The organism is Streptomyces sp. NPDC096136, from assembly GCF_044763325.1.
GTDB lineage: Bacteria > Actinomycetota > Actinomycetes > Streptomycetales > Streptomycetaceae > Streptomyces.
The window spans coordinates 189,424-206,608 of record NZ_JBIWFZ010000002.1 but is presented as its reverse complement, the minus strand read 5'-3'; the positions used below and the strand labels follow the sequence as shown (position 1 = coordinate 206,608).

At 74.2% G+C, this 17,185-nt stretch carries 17 protein-coding genes; 8 read left to right on the top strand and 9 right to left on the bottom strand.

The window, feature by feature from the left end; all coding sequences use genetic code 11:
• Entirely contained in the window at window positions 1–288 is a 288-nt protein-coding gene (locus ACIRBY_RS04025) for a dsRBD fold-containing protein (protein WP_403895738.1), read from the top strand.
• 98 nt (window positions 289–386) lie between these two features.
• On the opposite strand, the gene ACIRBY_RS04020 is transcribed toward ACIRBY_RS04025, so the two are convergent.
• The 3 genes from ACIRBY_RS04020 to ACIRBY_RS04010 all read right to left on the bottom strand — a co-directional run bounded on the left by ACIRBY_RS04020 (window position 387) and on the right by ACIRBY_RS04010 (window position 2,844).
• Window positions 387–1,265, bottom strand: coding sequence for a universal stress protein (locus tag ACIRBY_RS04020; RefSeq protein WP_403895735.1), 879 nt, complete (start codon window positions 1,263–1,265; stop codon window positions 387–389).
• A gap of 65 nt (window positions 1,266–1,330) precedes the next feature.
• The gene (locus tag ACIRBY_RS04015) at window positions 1,331–1,933 is read right to left on the bottom strand and encodes a CBS domain-containing protein (protein ID WP_403895733.1); all 603 of its coding nucleotides are present in this window, start codon (window positions 1,931–1,933) and stop codon (window positions 1,331–1,333) included.
• Window positions 1,934–1,974: 41 nt separating this feature from the next.
• Window positions 1,975–2,844 (bottom strand): universal stress protein, encoded by an 870-nt coding sequence (locus ACIRBY_RS04010; protein ID WP_403895731.1) that lies wholly within the window; start codon window positions 2,842–2,844, stop codon window positions 1,975–1,977.
• A 300-nt stretch (window positions 2,845–3,144) separates the two neighbouring features.
• On the opposite strand from ACIRBY_RS04010, the gene ACIRBY_RS04005 reads away from it, so the two are divergent.
• The 3 genes from ACIRBY_RS04005 to ACIRBY_RS03995 all read left to right on the top strand — a co-directional run bounded on the left by ACIRBY_RS04005 (window position 3,145) and on the right by ACIRBY_RS03995 (window position 7,146).
• Window positions 3,145–4,053, top strand: coding sequence for a universal stress protein (locus ACIRBY_RS04005; RefSeq protein WP_403895729.1), 909 nt, complete (start codon window positions 3,145–3,147; stop codon window positions 4,051–4,053).
• A gap of 253 nt (window positions 4,054–4,306) precedes the next feature.
• Entirely contained in the window at window positions 4,307–6,898 is a 2,592-nt protein-coding gene (locus ACIRBY_RS04000) for a cation-translocating P-type ATPase (RefSeq protein WP_403895727.1), read from the top strand.
• Complete coding sequence (locus ACIRBY_RS03995; protein WP_403895725.1) at window positions 6,895–7,146, top strand: DUF1918 domain-containing protein; 252 nt, start codon at window positions 6,895–6,897, stop codon at window positions 7,144–7,146. The genes ACIRBY_RS04000 and ACIRBY_RS03995 overlap by 4 nt, the downstream gene beginning before the upstream one ends.
• Window positions 7,147–7,213: 67 nt before the next feature.
• Here ACIRBY_RS03995 and ACIRBY_RS03990 read toward each other — a convergent pair whose 3' ends face one another.
• Window positions 7,214–7,678 (bottom strand): Crp/Fnr family transcriptional regulator, encoded by a 465-nt coding sequence (locus ACIRBY_RS03990; RefSeq protein WP_403895723.1) that lies wholly within the window; start codon window positions 7,676–7,678, stop codon window positions 7,214–7,216.
• A gap of 360 nt (window positions 7,679–8,038) precedes the next feature.
• Between ACIRBY_RS03990 and ACIRBY_RS03985 the strand changes: the two genes are divergently transcribed.
• The 3 genes from ACIRBY_RS03985 (at window position 8,039) to ACIRBY_RS03975 (ending at window position 10,136) form a co-directional block, all read left to right on the top strand.
• Window positions 8,039–8,683, top strand: coding sequence for a helix-turn-helix domain-containing protein (locus ACIRBY_RS03985; protein ID WP_403895721.1), 645 nt, complete (start codon window positions 8,039–8,041; stop codon window positions 8,681–8,683).
• A 494-nt stretch (window positions 8,684–9,177) separates the two neighbouring features.
• A complete protein-coding gene (locus ACIRBY_RS03980) occupies window positions 9,178–9,636 on the top strand; it encodes an Hsp20/alpha crystallin family protein (protein ID WP_403895719.1) in 459 nt (152 codons plus the stop codon).
• A complete protein-coding gene (locus ACIRBY_RS03975; RefSeq protein WP_403895716.1) occupies window positions 9,633–10,136 on the top strand; it encodes a flavodoxin domain-containing protein in 504 nt (167 codons plus the stop codon). The genes ACIRBY_RS03980 and ACIRBY_RS03975 overlap by 4 nt, the downstream gene beginning before the upstream one ends.
• A 111-nt stretch (window positions 10,137–10,247) precedes the next feature.
• Here the strand turns inward: ACIRBY_RS03975 and ACIRBY_RS03970 are convergent, their stop codons facing one another.
• Window positions 10,248–11,591: a phosphoribosyltransferase family protein gene (locus ACIRBY_RS03970; protein WP_403895713.1), complete on the bottom strand. Its 1,344-nt coding sequence runs from the start codon at window positions 11,589–11,591 to the stop codon at window positions 10,248–10,250.
• Between the two features lie 617 nt (window positions 11,592–12,208).
• Here ACIRBY_RS03970 and ACIRBY_RS03965 point away from each other — a divergent pair.
• Window positions 12,209–12,628: a CBS domain-containing protein gene (locus ACIRBY_RS03965; RefSeq protein ID WP_403895710.1), complete on the top strand. Its 420-nt coding sequence runs from the start codon at window positions 12,209–12,211 to the stop codon at window positions 12,626–12,628.
• A gap of 131 nt (window positions 12,629–12,759) precedes the next feature.
• Here ACIRBY_RS03965 and ACIRBY_RS03960 read toward each other — a convergent pair whose 3' ends face one another.
• The 4 genes from ACIRBY_RS03960 to ACIRBY_RS03945 form a co-directional block, all read right to left on the bottom strand.
• On the bottom strand, window positions 12,760–14,040 hold the full coding sequence (locus ACIRBY_RS03960; protein ID WP_403895708.1) for an MFS transporter: 1,281 nt from the start codon (window positions 14,038–14,040) through the stop codon (window positions 12,760–12,762).
• A gap of 306 nt (window positions 14,041–14,346) precedes the next feature.
• The gene (locus ACIRBY_RS03955) at window positions 14,347–15,240 is read right to left on the bottom strand and encodes a universal stress protein (protein WP_403895705.1); all 894 of its coding nucleotides are present in this window, start codon (window positions 15,238–15,240) and stop codon (window positions 14,347–14,349) included.
• 250 nt (window positions 15,241–15,490) lie between these two features.
• The gene (locus ACIRBY_RS03950) at window positions 15,491–16,606 is read right to left on the bottom strand and encodes a CapA family protein (protein WP_403896878.1); all 1,116 of its coding nucleotides are present in this window, start codon (window positions 16,604–16,606) and stop codon (window positions 15,491–15,493) included.
• A 158-nt stretch (window positions 16,607–16,764) separates the two neighbouring features.
• Window positions 16,765–17,040 carry an isoamylase early set domain-containing protein gene (locus ACIRBY_RS03945; protein WP_403895702.1) on the bottom strand — a complete coding sequence of 92 codons (276 nt, stop codon included), beginning with the start codon at window positions 17,038–17,040 and terminating at the stop codon, window positions 16,765–16,767.
• Window positions 17,041–17,185 lie beyond the last annotated feature (145 nt).

The following is a 17,185-nucleotide window of genomic DNA, read 5'->3' as shown; positions in this document are numbered from 1 at the left end:
ATGTCGCACACCGCCGAATGGAAGACCCGCGTCTACTTGTTCGAGGAGGACGGGACGACCGACGTACGCGTCGAGCTGGACACCGGCACCACGAAGCTCACCGGCCGCGGTACCGCGCGCTGCAACCCCACCGACGCGGACGTCCCGGAGATCGGTGACGAGCTCGCCGCCGCCCGCGCCATGGAAGACCTCGGCACGCAGCTGAAAGTCCTCGCCTTCGGTGACATGGAGGGCGCCGGAGCACTCCCACGGAGGAACAGCGCACCGTGGGCGACCGCGTCCGAATGACGCCCCGGGGTGAGGCCGACGGGGCGCGTTGATCCGTGTTCCCCTTTCCCGTTCGCGGCCGGGTGGGTTACCGGGCCGGCGCTCGCGGTGGCGCGGGCTCAGTCGTGTGCGACGACGGCGACCGGGGAGGTGGCGTGGTGCATCACGGCGTGCGTGATCGGGCCGATGTGGGAGCCGAGGGCCGCGCGGCGCACGCGCCGGCCGACGACGACGATTTCCGCATCGGTGGCCGCTTCGAGGATCTGGACCGCCGGCCGTCCGATGACAGGGCGTGGGTCGATGGCGAGTCGCGGGTACTTCGACCGCCAGGGACTCAGCAGTTCCCGGAGCGTGGCTTCCAGCCCGTCGGCGATCTCCTGTCCGACTCCGGGGTCGAGGGCGGGCGCGTAGGAGAGCACGGGCGGCGGTGACCAGCCGTGGACGACGACGAGCGGGCAGGACCGCCGGTGGGCTTCCTCGCAGGCGAAGGCGAACAGCCGGTCACAGTTGCTGCGGAGGTCCACGGCGAGCACCACCGGTCCGCCGTCGCCCTTCCGCCCGGCCGTAGCGCCGGTGGGCGGGGCCGCGCGGACGAGGACGACGGGTGTCTCGGTCCGGGGAAGGGTGTCGGAGCCGGTGGAGCCGACCAGGAACCCGGCGACGGCGCCGAGCCTGCGGGAGCCGAGAACGAGGAGCTCCGCCTCCGCGGCGGCTGCCGCGAGGGCGTCGGACACCGGGCGCCCGTCGATCCGGCGCGTGTGGACGGCCAGGGCGGGGTGCGCCCGCTCCAGTCGCTTCCGCGTGTCGGCCAGGAGGTCGTCGGTCCACCGTCTGCGCGCCTCGGGCAGCGGTAGGGCGAAGGGCGCGTACTCCGGCCAGTCCTCCACGTGGAGGAGCTCCAGCCCCGCACCACGCAGTTCGGCCTCCTCGGCCGCCCAGTCGGCGGAAGCGGTGTCTGCGCCCGATCCGTCCAGGCCTGCGGTGATCTTGTTCGACATGGTCTTCCTCCTCGGACGGGACGCCGGCCGCTCCCGGGTTCCGCTGCTCGTCGGGTGCCCGGGTGTCACGCGGGGACGGTGACCGTGAAGTCCGCTCTGACGTCCACGACTCCCGGTACGGCGGCGGCGGCGCGCACCACCACGTCTTCCAGCGTGGGATCGGGCAGGGAGCCGTACAGGTAGGCGACGCCGCAGGCGACGTGGACGTGGATCTCGGCCGAGCCGCGTTGGACGAGGAGGCCCGTGATCAGCTCGCGGATCTCGGCTCCGATGTCGGCGTCGGACCGGAGGTACACCTTCAGCAGGTCGCCGCGGCTGACGACGCCGATCAGGTGGCCGTCGCCGTCGACCACGGGCAGGCGCTTGAGGTGGCGGCGCGCCATCAGGCGCGCCGCGGCCTGGATCGTGGTGTCCTTCGTCACCGTCACGGCCGGGCGCGTCATGAGCCGCTCCGCAGTGATGGCACGGTCGGGGTCGATGTGCGTTGCGGCGAGCAGCAGGTCGGCTTCCGAGACGACGCCGGTCACCTTTCCCCCCGCGGACAGGACGGGGAGGGCGCTGACGTTCCACATCCGCATCGTTTCCACTATGTCCTTGAAGGCGGTGTCGTGGTCGACGGAGACCACGGCCTGGGTCATGACGTCGTCGACGGTGCGCAGGTGTTCCATGGCTCTTCCTCTGCGACGGGCCGGCGGAGGGCGGGGACGCGTCAGTCGTGCGCGACGACGGCCACGGGCGCTGCCGCGTGGTGCAGTGCCGCGTGGGCGACGGGCCCGAGGTGCACGCCGAGCGGGGAGCGGCGCCGGTGGCGGCCGACCACGAGCAGTCCCGCTCCTCGGGAGCCCTGGACGAGCCGTTCGCCGGCGGATCCCATGAACACGCCGGTGGTGGTTTCGACGTCCGGGAACTTGTGCCGCCAGGGCAGCACCATGTCGTCGACCATGTGGGCCACGCTCCGGCCGATGTCCCGCTCGTTGTCCGGGTCGAAGAAGGGCACGTACGCGTAGGCGGGGGGCATCTTCCATCCGTGCACCGCCCGCAGCGGGCATCCGCGTCGCTGCGCCTCCTCGAAGGCGAAGGCGAGCATCCGGTCGCCCGCCTCGCGGATGTCGACGCCGACGACCACCTCGGCGGCCGTACGGGTGCCGACGACGTCCGGGTCGTCGGCGACGCGGACGAGGACGACGGGGGCGTCGGTGGCGACCACGGTGGACAGCGCCACCGAGCCGATGAGGAAGCCGGCCAGGCCGCCCAGCCCGCGCGAGCCCAGCACCAGCAGCGAGGCGTCGGCGGCCTCGGCGGCGAGGGCGGCCGCGGGACGGCCTCTCGGGCAGCGCGTCGTGATCTCCAGGTGAGGATGGCGCCGGTGCAGCTCCTGCGCCGTGTCGGCCAGGGCCCGGTCCGCCCACCGGTCCACGTCCTGTGGGCCCAGGCCGGGGACGAGCGGGTCCAGGGGCCAGTCCACGGCGTGGACGAGCCGTAGGGCCACTCGGCGCAGGACGGCCTCCTGGGCGGCCCAGCGGGCGGCCGCCCGGCCCTCGGCGGAGCCGTCGACTCCGACCGCTACATGGCTGTTCACGACGACCAGCTCCTTCCTGCGGCGGCCCGGCGCCACCACGGCAAGTCGTGCCGTGCCGCGGGAGCCCGACGCCCTGCGTCGTGTGCTGCCCACCCTCCGCCGGGAGGAAGGAGGCAGTCGAGGGCCGAACAGCCCCTCTCCGGGACCGGAAGGGCCACCCGGCTGCGGCGCGGCGGAGCCGGGCCGTCACGATGGGGACCTTTGGTCCTGGCAGCGGTCCCGTGCGGCCCTCTTCCCACCGCACCGCCGGTGTCAGCGTGGGTGGTGTCCCCCCCATCGGCCTCTCTGTGGGGAGTAACCGTGGAAAGCACCATCCGTACCCCGGACACCAGCTCGGTCATCGTCGGGGTGGACGGCTCGGAGCCGGCCCGACGTGCTGCCCTCTGGGCCGCAGGGGAGGCCGTGCGCCGCGGCCGCCCCCTGCGCATCGTCCACGGGGCCGACACCGACGGCAGGGCCCTGTACCTGTCCGCGGAGAAGGTCGAAGAGGTCCGCGCGGCCGGCCGCGCGCTCTTGGACGAAACGGCGAAGGCCGTCGCGGCCGAGCATCCCGGTCTGCTGGTGACCACCGAGTTCAGCCGTGCGGACGCCGTCACGAGCCTCTACAGGGCCGGCGGCCTGCACGGCACGCTCGTGGTGGGCAACCGAGGTCTGGGCGGCTTCGACTCGCTCATGCTGGGCTCTGTGGGCCTCGAAACGGCAGCCGCCGCGCGGACCCCGGTCATCGTGGTCCGCGGCGTCGACGAGGCGGGTGGGCGGGGCACGGTCCTCGCCGCCGTACGTGACGAGCACGACCTCGTGTGCGCCCGGTACGCCGCGAGGGAGGCCGAGCTGGGCAAGGCGTCGCTGCGGCTGCTGCACGTGTGGAACATCCTCCAGTCGGTCGGCAGCGTGGCGCCCATGCTCGACGACGTCGACGCGATCGCCGACGAGCACGCGTCGGTTCTGGAGGCCGTCACGGAAAGGGTCCACGCGGAGTTCCCCGAGCTTGCGGTCGAGAGCGACGCGGAGAAGAGCCTCTCCGTGGCCGGCGTTCTCGTCGAGGCCTCCCGTCGTGCCGACCTGCTCGTCATGGGCGGGCGCAGGGCACCCACCGCCCTCGGACTCGGCCGCAGCCTGGGCCGCGTCCCGCACCGCGTGCTGCACCACGCCCACTGCCCGGTCCTCCTCCTCCCCCGAGCGGGGGCCGACTCCGGGAGCGGGTCATGACCGGCCCGTGGGAATCTCCTCGTGACGTCCTCGTGGGCATCGACCCCGAACGGGAGTGGCGCCTGCCCCAGGCCCGGGCCGCCGACGAAGCGCACCCGCGCCACCTCTTCCGTGAACGCCATCCGGAGGAGGCCGTGGCAACCGATCCGCGAGAAGGCCTCCCCTCCGCGGTCATCGCGGGATCGCTCATCGTCCCCGTGCGCACATCGTGCCCGCTGCCCGGTGACCACCGTCCCGGAGCGATGAGGCCGACGTGACCTGCCGCGCGACGGACGCGCAGCCCGTCCGAGCCCCGCAGGCCCCGGACCCTTCGGGGCTGTCACGGGCCGAGGCCGAACGCCGGCTGGCCCGATACGGCCGCAACGAGGTCGCACCGCCCCCGCCGACGCCCCTCCACCAGCGCGTGCTCGCCCAGCTCCGAGACCCCCTGATCATGGTGCTGCTCGGTGCCGCCGTGCTCACCATCGCGATCGGCGACCACCCGGACGCCGTCGTCATCGGACTGGTGATCGTCGTCAACACCACGGTGGGGGTCGCCCAGGAGGTCCGGGCCGACCGCGCCGTCGCCGCGCTCTCCGCCCTCTCGGCCCCTCACGCCCGGGTCCGGCGCGACGGAGCCCCGCACGAGGTGGCCGCCGCCCTGGTCGTACCGGGGGACACCCTGCTGCTGGGAGAGGGGGACATCGTCGCCGCGGACGCCGTGCTGACGGAGGCGTCCGCGCTCCTGATGGACGAAGCCATGCTCACCGGCGAGTCGGAACCGGTCGACAGGGACGCGGGCGGGACGGTGTCCGCCGGAACCGTCGTCGTACGCGGTCGCGGTACCGCCACCGCCACGGCCACCGGCGCGGCGAGCGCCCTCGGCCGCATGGCCGCACTCCTGGACGGCGGCCACGAACCGACCCCGCTCCAGCGCCGGCTCGCGTCCCTGGGACGCGTACTCGCCCTGGTCACCATCGCCCTGTGCGTGCTGGTCTTCGCCCTCGGCGTGCTGCGGGACCTGGCTCCGGGCACGATGGCCGTCACCGCCATCAGCCTGGCCGTCGCCGCGGTCCCCGAGTCCCTCCCGGCCGTGGTCACCCTCGCCCTCGCCCTCGGAGCCCGCCGGATGGCGGCACGCGGCGCTCTCGTCCGCCGCCTGCCGGCCGTCGAGACCCTCGGGTCGGTGAGCGTGCTGGCCACCGACAAGACGGGCACCCTCACCGAGGGCCGCATGGTCGTCCAGCACCTGTGGACGCCCTCGGGCGGCGCCGACGTGTCCGGCACCGGATACGCCCCGCACGGGGAGCTGACCCGCGCGGGGCGCCTGCTGACGCCCGAAGCGCTCCGCCCGCTGCGGGAGCTGCTCACCACGGCGGCCCTGTGCAACGACGCGGTCCTCAAGCCACCCGGACCCGGATCGGACACCTGGAGCGCCGTCGGCGACCCCATGGAGGCCGCCCTGCTGTCAGCCGCTGCCAAAGCGGGCTGCCCCGGCCCGGCCGAGCTCCACCGGGCCTGCCCGAGGATCGCGGAAGCGCCCTTCGACAGCCTGCGCAAGCGGATGACCACGGTGCACCACCTGCCCGACGGGAACGTGCTGGTCTGCCTCAAAGGGGCACCCGAAGCCGTTCTCACGCCCCGCGTGCTCGCCGACCCGCCCCCGCTGCTGGACCGGGCCCGCGAGGAGGCCGCCGCCCGGGCCGCCCACGGGTTCCGCGTGCTGGCCGTGGCGGGCACGGAACGGCTCCTGTGGGACCTGCCGGCCGTCGAGGCCGAGCAGGGACTGCGGCTGCTCGGGCTGATCGCCATCAGCGACCCGCCGAAAGCCGCTGCCGCCGCGACCCTGGCGGCCTGCCGGGACGCGGGCATCACCCCCGTCCTGATCACCGGCGACCACCCCGCGACGGCGCGCGCGATCGCCGAACGCACCGGCCTCGTCCGGGACGGGGAGCCGGGCGAGGTCCTCACCGGCCCCGAGCTGGCCGCCGCGCCGGACACCGACCTGACCGGCGTCAGGGTCTTCGCCCGCACCGACCCGCAACAGAAGCTGGACATCGTCCACGCCTGGCGGGAGAGCGGTGCCGTCACCGCCATGACGGGCGACGGAGTCAACGACGGCCCCGCCCTCCGCCAGGCCGACATCGGCGTCGCCATGGGTGCCCGGGGCACGGAGGTGGCACGCCAGGCCGCCGACCTCGTCCTCACCGACGACGAGCTCGCCACCGTGGTCACGGCCGTCGAGGAAGGCCGCCGGGTCTACGACAACATCCGGCGTTTCCTCGTCTACGCCATGGCCGGCGGAGCCGCGGAGATCCTCGTGATGCTGATCGGTCCCCTGCTGGGCCTGGCCCTGCCGCTGCGTGCGGGGCAGATCCTGTGGATCAACCTCCTCACCCACGGCCTCACGGGCGTGGCCATGGGCGCGGAGCCCGTAGCGCCGCAGGCCATGAGGCGCCCGCCCCGGCCGCCCGGTCAGCACATCCTCGCCGCGGGCGTCTGGCAGCGCCTCCTGGTTCTCGCATCCGCCGTGACGGCCGTCAGCCTCTTGGCCGGCGCTGCCGCCCGCGCCCTCGGGCTGCCCTGGCAGAGCGTGCTCTTCCTGGCCCTGCTCGCAGCCCAGCTGGGCGTCGCGCTGGGACTGAGGGCCCGTCTGATGACCCGGGAGAACCTCTTCCTGCCCGCCTCCGCCGCCGCGTCCGCCGTCCTGGGAGTGGCCGCCCTGTACGTCCCCTCCCTGCGCTCGCTGCTGGACACCGAGCCCGTCGGCTGGGCCGGCACGTGGCTCGCCGCGGCCGCCGCACTGTGCGCATTCGCGGCCGCGCGGCTCCTGCGGGGCGCATTCCACAGAAAGGCACGATCATGAACGCCCATGCACGGGAACACGGGTCCGGGATCCACGCCGGGGTCGGCGACCAGATCGTCGTGGGCGGGCCCGTCGTCGGGCGGCCCGGCCGGGACGGGGAGGTCGTGGCCCTGCACCACGACGACGGAACGCCGCCCTACGACGTGCGCTGGTCCGACACCGGCCGTACGACGGTGTTCTTCCCGGGCCCGGACGCCCACGTCCGGCACCTGCACGAGAAGGCGGCCGGACACCCCGTGGCCGAGTAGGCCCGCCCGGAGCGGAAGACGGCCGGCACCGCCTGTGCAGGGGCGACGGCGGCCGGGCGGACGGTACTCACAGGGAGCTGCCGCTTCCGTAGGGGGCGTACAGGTCGAGCAGGCGGACGCGGGTCGCCTGCAGACGGTGGGCGAGGACCTCGGCCACCCAGCGGCCGAGGGCGGAGCCGAATACGGGATCGGAGTCCATCAGCATCCGCACGCGCTCGGCATCGAACTCGTAGGCGCGTACCGGGGTCATCGCTTCGGCGCCCAGGTGCCAGGTGTAGGGCTTGAACAGCCAGGAGCAGCCGACGAGCTGGCCGGCGCCCAGATTCTCGACGACCGCGGCCCGGCGGCCGGGAACGTGGACGTCCAGCGTGACGGTGCCGGACCGGACGATCCAGAACCTGTCGGCGTGGCCGCCCTCGCGGAAGAGGCGGGCCCCCTCGGTGAAGTTCACCTCTCGGGCCATCTCCATCAGGCGCGTGCGGCAGTCCGGCGGCAGTGCCGTGGCGATTCGGGTGGGTGACGGGGTGCTCATTGACGGCCTCCTGGGTCGAGTCCATCTCCGGTCTTCGCGTGCCCCCGGCTTCCCGGCGCGTGCCCCGTGGCCCCCTCCCGGGGCCGAACGGTCCACCGGCGCGTCCGCTCCACCAGTGTGCTCGACGTCCGGGCGGAGTTCCATGCGGCGCCCCGTGGTGCGGCGAAGGCTTCCGCCGCCGTGTTCCGGCCTCCGCCGAGAGCACCGCGGGGGACGGCTCCGCCGCGCGGAGGGGACCGACCGGCCCATGCGGAGCGGCCCGGTCGCGGCCCAGCCTGGCTGTAGCGGGAACAGCGACGGGAGCGTCCCGTCGGAAGCGGCACGACACGGCGATCCACCGGCCGGAGGAGGACCCCCACCATGACCACCGACCTGGGGCGGCGGATCGCCGCCCGTCGAACCGCGGCCGGAATGAGTCGCGAGGAGCTGGGGGAGCGCTGCGGGGCCGACGCGCGCTACATCGCCTCCTTGGAGGACCACGTCGCCCTTCCGACGGTCGGGACGCTCGCCCGCCTCGCCGAGGCGCTCGGCACCACCGTCGGCGCCCTGGCCGGCACCCGCGCCGATCCCGGTCCGGCGCGACCGGGCAGACCGCCCCACACCGAAGCCCGGCCTGTCGTCCTGGGCGAGGAGGAGTGCCGACGGCTGCTCGGCGTCCGGGGCATCGGCCGGGTGGCCGTCTTCACCGCGGACGGCCCCGCCGTCCTCCCGGTGAACTACCTGGTCGTCGACGACGGGGTCGCCTTCCGGACCGCCGCCGGCACGGTGCTGGCAGGGGCCGCGGGCACCGAGGCCGCTTTCGAGGCGGAGCGCATCGACGAGGTGGCCGCGAAGGGGTGGAGCGTCCTGGCCGTGGGAGTGCTCGCGGCCGCCTCCCGTCCCGACGTGCTGGAAGGCCTGGCCGAGGCCGCCCACGCCACGCCCTGGGCGGGCGGAGAGCGCACCCATTGGATGACGCTGGCTCCGGACCGGCTCACGGGCCGCCGGGTGGAGTACCGTCCGTGAAACAGGCGGCACTCGGGGACCCGAGGACAGCGAGGAGTCGACCACCGATCGGCCGCGGGCGGCCGGGACACGGCGCGCCTCGGAGGCGACGGCGGTCCGGTGGCGGAGCCGGCCCGGCAGACGCGCTGGGCCCGGGCGAGCGGCGCCGTGACTTCCGGCAGGGGCTCACCGGCCAGGACCGGGCGGCCCCTCGGGGACCGGGCGGACCTCACCCCCGGGCCGCGACCGACCAGCTGCGCCGGATCCGCCGTCGGCCGGTGGAGCGCCTCGGCGAACACGCGGACGTCGTCCGCCGTCACCTCCTACCGGGCCAGGCGGTCGAGGGCGGGCTCCAGGCCGGCGGCGACCGGGAAGCCCCGCCCTGCGGCCCGGGGCCGAATGGTCCCGGCGGTGCCCCGACAGGCCCAAGCGGGCCCTGGGCCGACAGGCCGACAGTGGTGACAGGAACCCCACGAAGGCGCCGTCACACGGTGCCGAGGACCCGGGAGCACCCCATGGCAGGCACACAGATGGAGCGGAGGCACAGCCTCTTCCCCGACCTCACCGACTGGCTCGGAGCCGATTTCCCGCGCTTCCCCATGTGGCGGCCGGGCCCGGGCACCCACCCGATCCCGATCGAGGTGACCAGCAGCGGGGGCACGTACACGCTCCGCGCCGAAATGCCCGGGCTGGACCCCGAGAAGGACGTCGAGATCACCGTCGACGGCGACACGCTCACGGTCAGCGCCGAGCACACGGAGAGCACGGAGGACAAGGACCACTCGGAGTTCCGCTACGGATCCTTCCTCCGCAGCGTACGGCTGCCCGGACAGATCCCGACCGAGGGGGTCGAGGCCGCCTATGAGGACGGGATCCTCACGGTGCGGGTCCCGATGGAGGCCGAACCCCCCGCCGGCCGCCGCAGCATTCCCGTCAAGCGAACCCGGGCCCCGCGGACAGGAGAGCGGACATGACCGCCAAGAGGGTGCTCGTCGCCTACGGCAGCCGGCACGGCGCGACGGCCGGGATCGCCTCCGAGATCGGACGGGCACTGCGCGAGGACGGTCTTGACGCCGTGGTGCTTCCGGCCGACGACGTGGACGACGTCCGGGGCTTCGACGCGGTCGTCCTGGGCGGTGCCCTGTACGCCGGCCGCTGGAGCGGCAAGGCCCTGCACTGCGCGGAACGCAACGAGCAGTACCTCAGGCACCGTCCGGTCTTCCTGTTCAGCAGCGGCCCGCTGGACAGCAGCGCCGAACAGCACGAGATCCCGCCGGTGCCGGCCGTGGCCAGGCAGATGGAACGGCTCGGCGCCCGGGAGCACGTCACGTTCGGAGGCAGCATCACCGAACACACGCCGGGAATCATCGCCAAGGCGATGGTCCGGCACGGCAAGGGCGGCGACTTCCGCGACTCGGAGCGGATCCAGTCCTGGGCCCACCACATCAGCGGCGAACTGGCCACGGCCGCCTGAGCGGCCCGGCCGCGCAGCCGGCCCCCGGCGCCCCGGGGAACGCGCTCCCCACCACCGTGCCCCACCGTCTCGTGGGGCGCGAGGGCTGTCCGGGTCCCACCCGGCCGGCCGTCACGTCCTGTGCCGGTCGGTCGACCGCGGTGCCGTGGCGGTCAGAGGCGCGAGGTGACGGGTGAACCAGCCCAGTGCCGCGTCAGCCACCGCGTCGAGCGCCCCGGGTTCCTCGAAGAGGTGCGTGGCGCCGGCGACCACGGCGACCTGGTGCTCGCAGCGCAGGTGTGCGGCGGCCTGGCGGTTCAGGTCCAGGACCTGCAGGTCCGCGCCGCCGACGATCAGCAGGGTCGGAGCGCGCACCGCCTCGAGCCGGGTCAGGGCCAGGTCCGGACGGCCGCCCCGGGAGACGATCGCCGCGATCTCCGACCGCGGTTCGGCCGCGGCCGCGAGGGCCGCCGCGGCGCCCGTGCTCGCACCGAAGTAGCAGACGTGCAGGGGGAGCCTCGACCGCAGCCAGCGCGTGGCCTGCGTCAGGCGGAGGGCGAGGAGGGGGACGTCGAAGACCTTCGTCCGGTCCTGCGCCTCGGTCGGGGTGAGGAGGTCGAAGAGCAGTGTCGCGAGTCCCGCGTCGTTGAGAGCCTCGGCCACCCGGCGGTTGCGGGGGCTCAGGCGGCTGCTGCCGCTGCCGTGCGCGAAGACGACGACGCCCGCGGGATCCCCGGGCACGGCCAACAGCCCGGGCAGGGCCGTTCCACCGGCGTCCACCACCACCTCGCCCATCTCCACCGGGCTCGCGGCCCCGGCCGGTTGCGCCGGATGCGGGCCCGCCCTCGCCGCAGCGGCCAGCAGCGCCGCGACCTCCTCGTCGCCGACCTGCGGGAAGTCCTGGTACCACTGGCCCACGGCGGAGAAGCGCGCGGGCGCCGACAGGCACACCACGGCGTCGGCCTCGTGCCGGAGCTTCTCCCATGCCTGCGGCGCTGCGACGGGCACGGCCAGGACCACCTGCGCCGCTCCCTGCCGCCGCGCCACCTCGCAGGCCACGGACGCCGTCGACCCGGTGGCGATCCCGTCGTCCACGACGACCACGACGCGTCCGGCGAGCGGCGTCCGTTCCCGGCCCCGGCGGTAGCGCGCCAGCCGCCGCTGCAGCTCCGCCCGCTCCGCCTCCTCGACCCGCGCGCAGTCCCGCTCCCCGAGGCGGGCGGCCCCGACCGTCGCCTCGTCGACGAGCCGTACGCCGCCCTCCCCGATGGCACCGAAGGCCACCTCGGGCTGGAACGGTACCCCGAGTTTGCGGACCACGATCACGTCCAACGGCGCCCCCAGGATCCTCGCCACCTCGGCGGCCACGGGTACCCCGCCGCGCGGCAGACCGAGGACCACCGGCCGGGCCAGGGCGAGCCGGGCGACGTCGGCAGCCAGCAGCCTGCCGGCGGCGGTTCGGTCAGAGAACACCATGCGTGGCCTCCCGTCGCGGCCGGGACCCGCCTGCAGGCCTTCCGCCGCTCGCCGTGCGCGGTACTGCCGCGGACGACGGGGAGCCCGGGCCGGCTCCGCGACGGATGCCGTTCGTGCGGAGGGGAGCACGCCCTGCTTCCAGCGTCGTGCCGGGGAGCACGGTCTGCACCCCGAAGGGCGGTGTCAGGGGTACGAGGCGACCGGTCGCCCGGGCCGGCACCGGGCGTGATCGCCGGGTCGGGGACGGTGGGGGCGGCGAAAGGCACCGGTCGGCCCCTCCGGCACAACCGGCCGGCCATTCCCGTCATCGGTGACGACGGGTGTCCCCCGACGGGTCTGCTCACGCTCGCCGCGGCGGGCCGGGTCGCCGCGGCCCAGCGTGGGGTGACAACGGACGGGGGCCCGGGGCGCACGGCCCGCCGCGACGAAGGTGGCACACGGCCGACCCGACCGCGCTCGCGCCGCCGACCACCGGGACGGAGAATGGGGAGGGACGGACCGGTACAGGACGCGAAGGCCGGTCGAGGCCGTTCGCGACAGCACCGGACCGGGGGCAGCCGCGCGGGCCCTTGTTTCGGGGAAACTTCCGCCGGTGCCCCCAGCGCGAGGAGGAGGCCATGGCGACGGCGCGAGAAATCATGCACGAGGGCGCGTCCTGCGTGCAGGAGGACGAGAGCCTCATGGACGCGGCGCGCCGCATGAGCGAACTGGGGGTGGGATCGCTCCCGATCTGCGGGCCGGACGACCGGCTCCACGGGATCATCACGGATCGTGACATCGTGGTGAAGTGCCTGGCGAAGGGCAAGGATCCCCACCACATGACGGCGGGAATGCTCGCTCAGGGCAAGCCGTTCACGGTGGCCGCGGATGCGGACACCGGCCGGGTGCTGGAGATCATGCAGGAGCACCGCATCCGGCGCCTGCCCGTCATCGAAGACCACCGGCTGGTCGGCATGATCAGTGAAGCCGACCTCGCCCGACACCTCACGGAAGAGCAGATCGGTCATTTCGTCGAGACCGTCTGCGCCGCCTCCTGACCGTCGTCGGCGCCGCATGCCCCACGACGAGGGGCCGGGAACGGGACGGGGATGAGACGGACAGCCTGACGGAGCCCGTGCACCGGGCCGGCGAGCGGGCTCCCTCCTCCGTGGGGTCTCGCGGTGGAGCCTCAGGCCCGGTCGGTCTCGGTGTCGGGCGGAGGAGGCGGCCGGCGGGATCTCGTACGTTCGACGAAGCGGTCCGCCTGCGGGATCGCCGGCAGGGCCAGCAGGCCCAGGACGACGGCGGCAAGGCAGGCTCCTGCTCCGAGGGCGAGCCCGGCGCGGGGACCGAGGTGCTGGGAGAGCACGCCGACGACGGGTCCGCCGACGGGGGTGCTGCCCAGGAAGGTGACGGACCACAGGGCCATGACCCGGCCCCGGAACGCTGGATCGCTGATCAGTTGCAGGGTCGTGTTGCCGAGGGCGAGGAAGACCGTGCTGGCCACCCCGACCAGGGTCAGGACCGCCACTTCGGCGGGCACGGTCGGCACCGCCGCCGCTGCGGCGAGCGTTGCGGCGAAGCCGGCCGCAGCGCCGACCAAGGGGACGACGCCGGCCTGGCCCAGGGCGGCGACGGCGAGTCCGCCGGCCACGGAGCCCAGCCCCATGGCGGCGGTGAGGAATCCGTAGGTAGGCGCTCCGCCGTGCAGGACGGTGCTGACCAGCAGCGGCAGTACGACCTGGAACTCGTAGGCGAAGGTGCCGATCAGGGCCATCATCGCCAGCGGTGCCCACAGACCGGCCGTGCGGCGCACGTAGCGCAGGCCCTCGATCAGCTGGCCGGGTGCCCGTTCGACGGCCCCCGCGGGTTGCAGCCGGTCGGTGTGCATCAGGCGGAGCGCGAGAAGGACGGCGAGGAAGCTGGCCGAGTTGGCCAGGAAGCAGGCCCCGACCCCGACGGTGGCGATCAGGATCCCCGCCGCCGCGGGGCCGATCGCGCGTGTCGCGCTGATCATGATGCTGTTCAAGCCGACCGCGTTGCGCAGCAGCTCCGGGCCGACCAGCTCCGGTACGAACGTCTGGCGGGTGGGGAGGTCCACCGCGTTCACCACACCGAGCGCGACCGCCAGGACCACGACCATCCACAGCCGGACCGCATGGGTGACCGTCAGGAGCCCCAGCACCAGGGCGAGGGCTCCCAGGGTGGACTGGGTGGCCGTCAGCAGCCGGTGTTTGTCGGCCCGGTCGGCCAGCAGCCCGCCGTAGGGGCCGCCCAGCAGGACGGGCAGGAACTGTGCGGCGACCACCAGCCCGAGGGCCGTCCCCGACCCGGTCAGCTGCAGCACCAGCCACGCCTGGGCCACAGCCTGCATCCACGTGCCGATCAGGCTGACGGACTGGCCCGCGAAGAAGAGACGGAAGTTCGGCACCGCCAGCGCCGCGAACGTCACCTTCGGCGAGACCTTCACGGGTCGGGCTCCGCCCCGAGCGCTGCGACGGGGGCAGAGCCCGGCCGCGACCACACGCTCATCCCCGCTCCTCCAGGTCCGTGCCGCAGCCGCCGGCATCGACGGTTCGCCCGGCAGGGCCACGCACCCCGAAACCACGCTACGGCGGCGATGCGGGCCCCGACGGGGGACACGCCGCCCCGCCGGGCGTCAGCCGTGTCAACCGCAGCCGCACTGGGTCCGACGGCCGCGCCGCGATCCCGCACCGCCGAACACGCAGCCGGGCGAACACCGTCCGAGAGCGCGAACGCCCTCGAGCCCGGCCCGTCACGATGCCTTCGGGACCGGTGCGCCGTGGTGCTGCGGGACGACTGCGACAGGGCAGTGGGCATGGTGCAGGGCCCGGTGGGCGACCCTCCCGAGTTCCATGCCGATCGGGGCGCCCGGACGCCGTGCGCCGACGACCAGGAGGTCCGCTGCGGCAGACCGCTCCGTGAGCACTTTGCGTGCGGTGCCTTCGAGGGCGGTCCGGTGGAGCCGCACCTGCGGATGTTCCCGGGCCGCGGCTGCCACGGCTTTGTCCAGGAGCGCCGCCGCCCGCTCCTCATGGTCGCCGGGCAGGGCCATCTGGTCGACCGGTCCGTGCGGCGACGGCCGCCAGGCGCAGACGACATCGAGGTCCGCGTCCCGCGCGGCTGCCTCGCGGAAGGCGAAGCGCACGGCCGGGGACTCCACGTCGTAGGCGCCGATGCCGAGCAGTACGCGGCCGTGGCGCCCTTCCAGGGCCTGCCGGTCCCCCCGTACGACGACGACCGGGCCGGAGGACCTGGCCGCCACGACGAGCGCCACGGATCCGAGCAGAAGACCGGCCAGTTCCCCGCGGCCGCGCGAGCCGACGACGACGGCGTGTGCCATGGGGCCCTCGCGCAGCAGAGCGCTCACCGCGTCCTCGGCCGCGATGTCCGTCGTGACCTGCAGACCGGGTCTGTGCCGCCCGACACGCTCGGCGCCGGCCGCCACGATGTTCTCGGCGAGGACCTGTCCGGAAGGGCGGTCCAGGCTCCAGTCCGGTGCGGCCCCCTCGTAGCGCTCCCAGAGGGAGGCGTACACGATACGCAGGGGAAGAGCGAGTCGTGCGGCCTCATCGGCGGCCCAATCCACCGCGGCCAGACTGGAATCGGAACCGTCGACTCCTACGACCAGGGGGGCCAGGCGTTCCATCGTCGCCACCACCTCTCGGCACTCGGATCGGCGAACCGCCTCATCCATACCCGGCCAGGCCTGCTCGATCCCGGCGGTACCCGCTGCTTCCATTCTCACCCTGCAGTGGCGGGGCGGACGTGCGCGCACTCGGCAGCGGCGGGCGCCACCGAAGTGCGCACGGCCTCACTGCGGCACCTCACGGTGGTTCCAAGGCCGGCGGTCCGGCGGGAGCGCCGATACCGGGTGGGGCCGGGCGCGCGGTCTGGAGTCACACCCCGCGTTTCCCCGGGGTGAGGGTGAGCACCCCGTCGCTGCCGACGGCGAGGGTCGTGGAGAAGGGACTGCCGTGCCGGGTGAGCGCGGCGCGCAGCCAGTACGCGTCGCGGAGGCGGGCCCGGTGCAGTGTGAGGCGTCGGGCCTGGAAAGGTGTCAGGCGCAGTCCTCGCAGCGCCCCCGTGGCCCCGTCGAGGCGGGCGGTGTAGAGGATGCGGAGGTCGCTGCGGTACTGCTCGTGACCGCTGATCCCCTCGTAGTCGTCCACCAGATCCCCGCAGCCGTAGAGGATCAACCGGCCGTGATGGACCTCCAGGGGGCGGGGGTGGTGTGAGGAGTGGCCGTGGACGAGGTCGGCGCCGCCGTCCACGAGGGCGTGGGCGAACCGGATGTGCTCGGGCGGGACCCGGTAGCCCCAGTTGGAACCCCAGTGGACCGAGACGGCTGTCAGGTCGCCCGGCCGGCGGGCGGCCCGCATACGGGAGACCAGGTCGGCGGCGGCGGCCGGCGAGGGCGCGGAGGCGAGGGCGACGCCACTGAGGTCCGGGCCGGCGGCCCAGTCGAGCGGGATGCCGCTCGAGGGGAATCCGATCGAGAACACGAGGAGCCGCGGCCCGTGACGGGACGTGGACCCGGTACCGGACGAGGCAGACCGCAGCACCACCCGGACCGGCCGCCACGCCTCGGCTGCATCGACACCCGCACCCGCGGTGCGCAGCCCGGCGGCGCCGAGGCTGTCGAGGGTCTCGGCCAGCCCGTCCCGGCCGAAGTCGAGGACGTGGTTGTTGGCCAGTGCACACACGTCGGGCCGGACCGCGGTCAGACAGGGCACGTTCGCCGGGTTCATGCGGTAGTGGACGCTCTTCCCGGGCGCGAAACCGTCCGCCCGGGTCACGCTGGTCTCCAGGTTCAACACCCAGGCGTCGGGCCCGGTGGCCCGAAGTTCCGCCATCAGGTCGCCCCACGGCCCGTCGTAGCCGTCGGCCCTGGAGACCGGTCCGTTCACGGCTTCGGCCATCTCGACGTATGCGCGGGCGTCCGACACCCACGGCTCGGCGAGCCGCGGGTCACCCGGGTGCGGCAGCACCTGGTCGATGCCCCGGCCGAGCATCACGTCGCCGGCGAGGCAGACGGTGACCTCGCGGTCCACCTCGGCGCTGCCGCCCGCTCCCACTCCTCCACCGTAGGCCCGGCTCCCTCGCGGGAGGCCGAGCCTTCGCGAGGGCGGCGCCGTCGAGGCCGCACGCCGGGTGTCACACCGTCCGGAGGTCAGGTGTGGAGGCGGCTGTTGGGGCCGTCCTGATCGCCTGCGCTCTCGTCGTTGAACCAGTAGTCGCCCGCGGCGAGGTAGCGGAAGGAGTGGACGGCTTCGCCGGGGAGCTCGATGGTGACCGCCCGTCTGCCGTCCTTACGGGGCTTGAGGGTGTGGACGCCGGGATTCCAGTCATTGAAGTCGCCGACGACGCTGACGGGGCCGGGCGGGCTGTCGGCGGGAAGGACGAAGGTGACCTCGGTGCGGTCCTTCTTCAGCGTGCGCTCCAGCACGGGCCGGCTCCTCACAACGGCGGACGGGGTACGCCGACCATCGTCGTCCCAGGCCCGCCGGTGCGCACCCCGGACCGTCACACCGGCTGCTCGGCGCACGCCCCGACGAGCGGATCCTCCCGACTTCGCCTAGCTTGTGCAGCGA